We start from the raw sequence: 7029 nt of genomic DNA on the forward strand, positions 1-7029 counted from the left end.
TCTGTTACTTTTCCACAACAAGCTTTAACTTATAAAGAAGGATTATTTTACCCTTCAGTCAGTAAGGAAAGCAAACCTGAATTACTGACTGAAATAGCTTTAGAGCCTCCTGACTTTATAGACCCTGATTGGGTAAAGGAAGTCTCCGTTAGACCTTGCTACGGACAATTTTGGATTGACTGGGTGATTAATGACGGAAAAGAACCAATTAAAGACAACCAAACTCTTGATTACTCTCAAGCCATAGGCATAGATCATGGTGGAGATAATTGGTTGACCTGTGTCTCGACTCTAGGGAAAAGTTTTATTATTGACGGCAAAAAGCTAAAGTCAATGAATCAGGGGTATTGTCGGCTAGTCGCTAATTACAAATCCGGGAAGCCTGAATTTTACTGGGACTCACGTTTAGACAGAGTCCAACAGAAACGCAACAACCAGATGAGAGATGCCATTAACAAAGCTGCTCGATTTATTGTTAATCGTTGTCTAAATAATGGCATTGGAAATATTGTATTTGGCTGGAACAAGGGACAGAAGACTAGTTCTAATCTGGGAAAGAGGGGGAACCAAATGTTTGTTGTAATTCCGACTAAAAGATTAATAGAAAGACTGGAACAACTCTGCCATGAATATGGAATAAAACTAATAATCACTGAAGAGTCTTATACCAGTAAAGCGTCTTTCTTGGATGGCGATTATTTGCCGAAACACGGTGAAAAACCCGAAGGCTGGAAACCCTCAGGAAAAAGAGTTAGACGTGGACTTTATAAAACAAGTACCGGAAAGTTGCTCAACGCTGATACTAACGGCGCTGCTAATATTCTCCGCAAAGTAACCACACAGTCATTCGACCTGACCAAGGTGGCTAGGGGAGCTTTGACACTCCCGCATCGATATGACCTGTTCACATCCTTGTCCAGATCATATCGAAATAAGGGTGGAGCAGGACGGGTTTACCCTCCTGCGTAACATCCTTGTAGAATCCCCCGTGCTTTAGCCGGGGGAGATGTCAAGTGTCGGATGGAGGCGACTATATAGATATAACAGAGGGCATCTCCCTTGGATGCCCTCTTTCTCCCCTAATTGGGGCGTTATTCCTTAAGCCGTTGGATGACCGAATGGCTCAGCTTGGAAGTTTCTATGTCCGCTATATGGACGATTGGGTGATTCTGGCTCCGACCCGCTGGAAGTTGCGCAAGGCAATCAAGGCAACTAACCAGGTGATGAATGAGTTAAAGGTTCTCAAACATCCCGACAAGACCTTTATTGGTCGAATAGCCAGAGGCTTTGATTTTCTGGGCTATTGGTTTTCTCCAGCGGGTTTAGGAATCGCTCGGAAGACCGTGGAGAGAATGGTTGAAAATGTGGCTCGGCTTTATGAGCACTGTGCGCCCAGTGAGCGCATTGAGGCATATTTTCTACGCTGGTGGCGATGGGTGAAAGGTGGTATATCTGCCCATAGCCTGAGTGTCATTCATTCTTGTGAAACCCTTTGGGTGATGGGGTTAACCAGACCCCCTGGTTCAAGGGTTGGGGGTCATGGAGAGCTAATCGATTTCTTCGTGAGGTGTTGGTTGTCAGGCTTTGACCCGAGGTATTTACCCTCATGCTATATATTTTATGATTTTGCTCTCTTCCTATTTCACCTCTCGGTAGGGAGAGTGGGGGCCCATATTCGTTTTTTTTAGATCATAGTATTCCTTCGTTCTCTTTCCTTTTTTTGGTTGTAATTTTGATGGAGCAGATCAATCAAGTCTTTCGTTATTCGGGTCGGCAATTCCACATTCTCGGACCTGTATCAATGCTATTTTTGGCTTGGGCTAATTCTTTAGGCCGCTTGTAATAGAAAGGTCGAGGGCTTCACAGCCATTGATTAATGCTTCTACAAATACAATCCCATCTTCCGTTAACAACTGCTTCGGTGTAAACGGTTCAATATCAAGGGGAACGGTTTTTTTGTGGGCTGGACCGAAGTACTCCTCTACATCCACGTGACATTGGCGATATGAGTATAACCTCATCGCTATCTCCTCTTTGGTGGTATTATTCCTGATCACGATCAGATCTCCCGGGTTCCATAAGTCACAACCACTTATTGACTCACCAAGGTCGCACTGCGCAAATGCGCGCGCAGCTTCTATTGTGCTAAATCCGGCCAGAAACCTCACCAGGATTACTAGTACCACTTTCCCTAGCAATTTTTGACACATCCGCCTATACGTAGGGTAATTTCATCTCGGTTTAGTTTACTCCAACGATATTTTTACTAGGCCGATCATACCTTAATTACGACCAGAGGCTATATCGGCACACCGGGTGGTTTTTTACTATATAAATAATGCTACTATAGCAATAATTCTTCTACCCAAGCGGTACAAATTTCAGGGTTGATCGGAGCAGGGACTTCGGAGCTGGGAGCAGGGAAGAGGAACCAACCCCTAACCACTCCCAGGAGGGGAAGAGAGGGAAGAGGGCATTTGGGTATATCCATGGTACCTCATAGCTATGAGAAACGCCCTCTAATTGGTTGACCCATTTTTTATTCCCTCTAGGTGGGTCAGGCTGTTCTTGTCATCGGTGAATAGTCGCCGTTCTCTGACAAAGGTTACAGGTCCAATATATATGGCCGTACGGTTATATTCACCTACGGGTTCAGGTGTAACTCGGACTTCTTGACTTTTATCGCCCATACCCGCCCTCTTAACTCGTCACACGCCAAAAAATTATCATAACCGTACAGGTCGTCCTTACCCCTACTTCCATTGTCCTAAGTGGTTATTGCCACCCCATAAATAACTCTTCCATTTGAACCATCTTTTTTGTGACATCCTGATGCATAGGGCAAGCCCTCACCCTCTCCGCCATGGATCGATTGAATCGCTTTTTTAGTTTTTATGCGCTTCTGCGGGTGGGTGGCCTGGCAAGGTGCCGGTAGGTTGATAGTGACGAACAGAAATCTCGTTCAACCTGATGCGTCGGCTCCGCTTTAAACCCTTGCTCAAACAACTTTATATGCCCATTAGGTTCACTTTCTGTCCCATTACTACGAATATGTGTACGCTCAGGCAATGAGTAGTGCCTTTCTATAGTAGAGCCACCGCCGCCTCCCACATACCCCCTCTAGTACGGTTACCTGCCGATTCGGGAGTTTTATTGTACACTCCCACCCTACTTACGGTCAAATTTTATTTTTCATAGACCCGGAACCTCACACCGTCTTGCCTCACTTTCTTTCGGGTGGGGGTTTCCACTGGTTGTGACCGCAACTCTCCCTTTGACCCCTTTGACAAAGCTTTCAACCGTTGTGGGGTCTTTTCAATCATGCCAATAACCCACCAGGGTTAGACGAAAAAACGGCAGATCACTAGATAAGCTTACATCCTGACTACCATCGGTACGCGACGCGGACCGATGCCCATGGATGGCACCCTGCAGCCGTTTGCTATTCTTGCCAATTGCTCCAATCTAACCAGTTCTTCAAAACCTGGCTAGGGAAACCCCGGTCGGCCTTGAGCATCACATCGACGTGTTGACCCATGAGCCACCGGGCATGACATGACCAATACCTTAAAGTCGTAGGGATGCTACTTTGGACGCCACCCAAGCACCAGCCACGTCTATACAATTAGCACGGCACTACACAGATATAACCACGGAATATCAATCATACCCTAGCGATGCCTACGCACCATGAGAACTAGTGCAAGGCACAGACGATCAGACTGCCCATTCCTCATCATCCTTTCGCTCCAAGGGTATCTTTTGCCCCTAACCACACCAAAGATTCGATCTTTAATACCGCACACCCCCTGGCAAAAATGAATTTTTCGCCGGACACGCAGCGCCAGCCCTGTTGACTGCACGAATACACAAGCATGGCTAACTTCCATATAACTTTTAACCGCTACAGTCTTTGTCTATTTCTCGAAGCTGACATTCATCGTGGACGTAGTTGGTACGCATCGGCATTGCCCTTGGCTTGATTTTTGAATGCTCCCATCATAATGCATCTACAATAGTGGTAATCGACCCAAAAAAGCTCCTGTTAAATTTCCTGGCTTGGGCTAAACCACTAGCACTGCCGTCGTTGATCATCACGTAATATTTGATTTTAGTAGATTGAGACGGTGGTGGTGCAGTAGTTATATTAAGGGTAACCACAGGCTGTAAAGGCAATGGTGTCGTAATTGACACCGGTCGTGAAGCAGGCTGTGAATTGTTTTGAATTCTCTGGTAAGCTCAAGAGCCAATAGAAGGCAGTACAGCTAGTTGCTTTCTTAATGCTTCTAATGCGGCTTGTTGCTGCCGAGCTTCAGCAATGATTCGATTTAACGTGCGGCACGCCAATAGCCTCTTGGTGGCAAATTGCTGTTGAGAGCATAGTTCAACACATCTACCCACCGACGCTGTTCTAGTCCCTTGTTGACGCTAATCAAAGTTTAGTTCAAAGGTATCCCATTCTAGGTGCCATTGGTCCATTTGGGTTAGAGCCCCATTGTTTGCTGCACTACGGCAGCAGCACATCTGGTGCGATTGGCCGTAGGCCACGCCAAAGGCGATCGCATTTCCAAGATATTTCCGGCCTGTTAGTTTTCCACTGCTCTTGCCAATATTAGTGAGCCATTATCGTGCCGAAGCGTGCTGGTGTTGGCTGACGGGTCTGTGGTGGCGATGGGTGAAAGGTGGGATATCTGCGAAGAGGCTGAGTGTAATTCAGTCAAGTGAAACCCTTCGGGTGATGGAATTGACAAGGGCCCCCAGGTTCAAGGGTTGGGGGTCTTGGTTAGCTGATGGATGAGTTCACGAAAGCCAGGTATTGCGGCTGATTTTCACCCTTTTTATGCTCTTCCGTGATAATTTATGGTCGCAGTAACAGCTGGGTGTTCTAACCCCTGCTACCCGTGTGTTGAACCGTTTTATTTTCTGGCGCTAGTGCGTTGTGTGGCTTTGGTTTTTGTGGCTCGTTGCGCTTCAATACCCAACAGATTGCATAGCATCTATGAAATTGTCATAAGTCAACCATTTATCTTTTTCAAAATAACCATCAACATAACCACCTATTACTACATCTCCGTCTAATACAATCACTTTCTGGTTTTTCCATTCATTTGTTAACTTTATTTCATAGAATTCACCCTTCTCCATATATTTTTCTTCGGTCTCCTCCACAGCGAACCACAGTTTATCCAGATCTACCAGCGCCACTCTTGCCTCATTGTTCGCATAAACCAATACCTTTCCATTTACGTGAGAATTATTCATTACTTGGTACTCTTCCAAAGCATGCACAACAAACGGTGAACAAAACTGATAACGGAGATCGCACCTTGAATTACGAGTATATGCCCATGCCGGGTTTTGTATACTCATCGTAAACAACAGGATTCCGAACACCATGATCAAACATTTTTTCAGACTATTAGCTTTCATTATTTATTCCTCCACATGGCCATAAACGCAAATAGGGGTAAAAACACCGATTCCCTTGCTGCTCTAACAGTTCTGTATCATACCATTGCGGCTGGAAAATTTACATAATCCAAATTTAATGGCTATTGCCTACCGGCCTAATCCGCTTTTTCTGTGTGCTCGTCCTTTCATTGTACCGCCTTTTGTACTATCACTATTCAGCGCTCACCATCGGGCGACAGCTTACATTTTTTGATCTGTCTTATGCTCGGATTTCCTATCATCTGCCACAACTCCATGAGCCTCATCATAAATTAGATAGATTATTGTTTTTTCTTCCCCATTGAAAGCGGAACTACGGCAGCACCTCTTGTGCGATTGGCCGTAGGCCACGCCAAAGGCGAACGCATTTGCCCCCTTGATATTTCCGGCCTGATAGTTTTCCACTGCCCTTGCCAAAATTAGTGAGCCCTTATCGTGCCGAAGCGTGCTGGTGTTGGCGTAGTGGTCTGTGGTGGCTCTGGAGCCCTCCTGACGACAAAAGGTTTTGGTGTAGCGTAAACCTTTCTCTTTGGCGCAATTTTCAGTCTTTTTTTGCTCAACCGATATCTTTAACCCTCGGTAATTTTAATTTTTTGTTTGACCCCTTTTAGCCGTCTATTTCTCCGTAACTGAGTGCGGGGTCCCACTAATACTTCCTACTTTGGGTTTTTGTCGCTTTTTGCGAACCACCTCCTCAAAGGTATATACGCTTAATGGCTTGCTTTATTTGCTCTATAAACTCCTCACCGTAACGAGCATCGTCTATTGCTGCAAACACCACATAACCGCTGACGCTGTACGTAGAATATGTCCATTCCGGGGTGATCAAATATTCCTTTTCTTCTCCACGGCTGAGATCATAAACAGCAGATTCAATACTGTCATCTTCAAACATAACCTCAACATGGGATGGTTCTTTGGCAATTAGGATCACCTTGACCCTGTCATGGTTCCGATTAATCATTAACTGGCGGTCATAACTAAGAACAATCGGAGGACAAGGATTATATGACGAAAATTCGCAGATATATTCCTTATCAATTGCCCATGCTTTACTTTCGATTCCCATCGTAAGCATTAGCACTATTACCAGTAGAACCACTAAAGATCGTAAATGACCCATATGTTTTGTTTTATCCTTACTTTTTCCCGTCGGGTTCGTTTTACCCCTGTACCTAGGTGAGCATAAAATATCACACTGTTTTTGTGACCATTGCGGGGTTTTTTATCCTGATACAATACTAAGCGCGTTTCTAGGATTTATGAGGTAGGCTGATCAATCTCAAAGTCCCCCTTGATAAGGGGGATTTAGGGGGATCATTTTGTGCCTTATGGGATATAAAATTGCTATATTACTCATATACATCCCATTGGAGCTTAAATATATTACGATTTATTAAGAAAACTAGGTTTTCCTCCTAATGAGCCTTGAAATATTGAATTATTCCATCGCCTTCAACCAATTAACTTTAAGCAAAACGATTAAGGTCTATAGATTGACGCAGACATTCCTTGTTGACGTAGTTGGTTAGCAAAAGCATTGGCCTTGGCTTCATTTCTGAATGCTCCCATCTGAAT

10 protein-coding genes are annotated in these 7029 nt (G+C 44.8%); 2 read left to right on the forward strand and 8 right to left on the reverse strand.

Annotated features, from left to right (window positions below):
* Together F6K37_RS23575 and F6K37_RS23580 are read left to right on the forward strand one after the other, a co-directional pair.
* Positions 1-969, forward strand: a 969-nt coding sequence (locus F6K37_RS23575) for an RNA-guided endonuclease InsQ/TnpB family protein (protein ID WP_287252480.1), incomplete at its 5' end; no start/stop codon positions are given.
* Positions 970-1013: 44 nt separating this feature from the next.
* Positions 1014-1688: a reverse transcriptase domain-containing protein gene (locus F6K37_RS23580; RefSeq protein WP_287252482.1), complete on the forward strand. Its 675-nt coding sequence runs from the start codon at positions 1014-1016 to the stop codon at positions 1686-1688.
* Positions 1689-1820: 132 nt separating this feature from the next.
* Here the strand turns inward: F6K37_RS23580 and F6K37_RS23585 are convergent, their stop codons facing one another.
* From F6K37_RS23585 to F6K37_RS44760, 8 genes are all read right to left on the reverse strand, one after another.
* Positions 1821-2021: a hypothetical protein gene (locus F6K37_RS23585; protein WP_287252484.1), complete on the reverse strand. Its 201-nt coding sequence runs from the start codon at positions 2019-2021 to the stop codon at positions 1821-1823.
* A gap of 498 nt (positions 2022-2519) precedes the next feature.
* Positions 2520-2690, reverse strand: coding sequence for a hypothetical protein (locus F6K37_RS23590; protein ID WP_287252485.1), 171 nt, complete (start codon positions 2688-2690; stop codon positions 2520-2522).
* A gap of 495 nt (positions 2691-3185) precedes the next feature.
* A complete protein-coding gene (locus F6K37_RS23595) occupies positions 3186-3323 on the reverse strand; it encodes a hypothetical protein (protein ID WP_287252487.1) in 138 nt (45 codons plus the stop codon).
* Between the two features lie 676 nt (positions 3324-3999).
* A complete protein-coding gene (locus tag F6K37_RS23600; RefSeq protein ID WP_287252489.1) occupies positions 4000-4194 on the reverse strand; it encodes a hypothetical protein in 195 nt (64 codons plus the stop codon).
* A gap of 45 nt (positions 4195-4239) precedes the next feature.
* The gene (locus F6K37_RS23605; protein WP_287252490.1) at positions 4240-4401 is read right to left on the reverse strand and encodes a hypothetical protein; all 162 of its coding nucleotides are present in this window, start codon (positions 4399-4401) and stop codon (positions 4240-4242) included.
* 570 nt (positions 4402-4971) lie between these two features.
* Positions 4972-5430, reverse strand: a complete 459-nt coding sequence (locus F6K37_RS23610; RefSeq protein WP_287252492.1) for a hypothetical protein — start codon at positions 5428-5430, stop codon at positions 4972-4974.
* A 715-nt stretch (positions 5431-6145) separates the two neighbouring features.
* Positions 6146-6520 carry a hypothetical protein gene (locus F6K37_RS23615; protein WP_287252494.1) on the reverse strand — a complete coding sequence of 125 codons (375 nt, stop codon included), beginning with the start codon at positions 6518-6520 and terminating at the stop codon, positions 6146-6148.
* Between the two features lie 413 nt (positions 6521-6933).
* The gene (locus F6K37_RS44760) at positions 6934-7023 is read right to left on the reverse strand and encodes an SPOR domain-containing protein (RefSeq protein ID WP_353838401.1); all 90 of its coding nucleotides are present in this window, start codon (positions 7021-7023) and stop codon (positions 6934-6936) included.
* Positions 7024-7029: the final 6 nt, after the last annotated feature.

It is taken from the genome of Moorena sp. SIO4E2 (assembly GCF_010671945.1).
Lineage (GTDB): Bacteria > Cyanobacteriota > Cyanobacteriia > Cyanobacteriales > Coleofasciculaceae > Moorena > Moorena producens.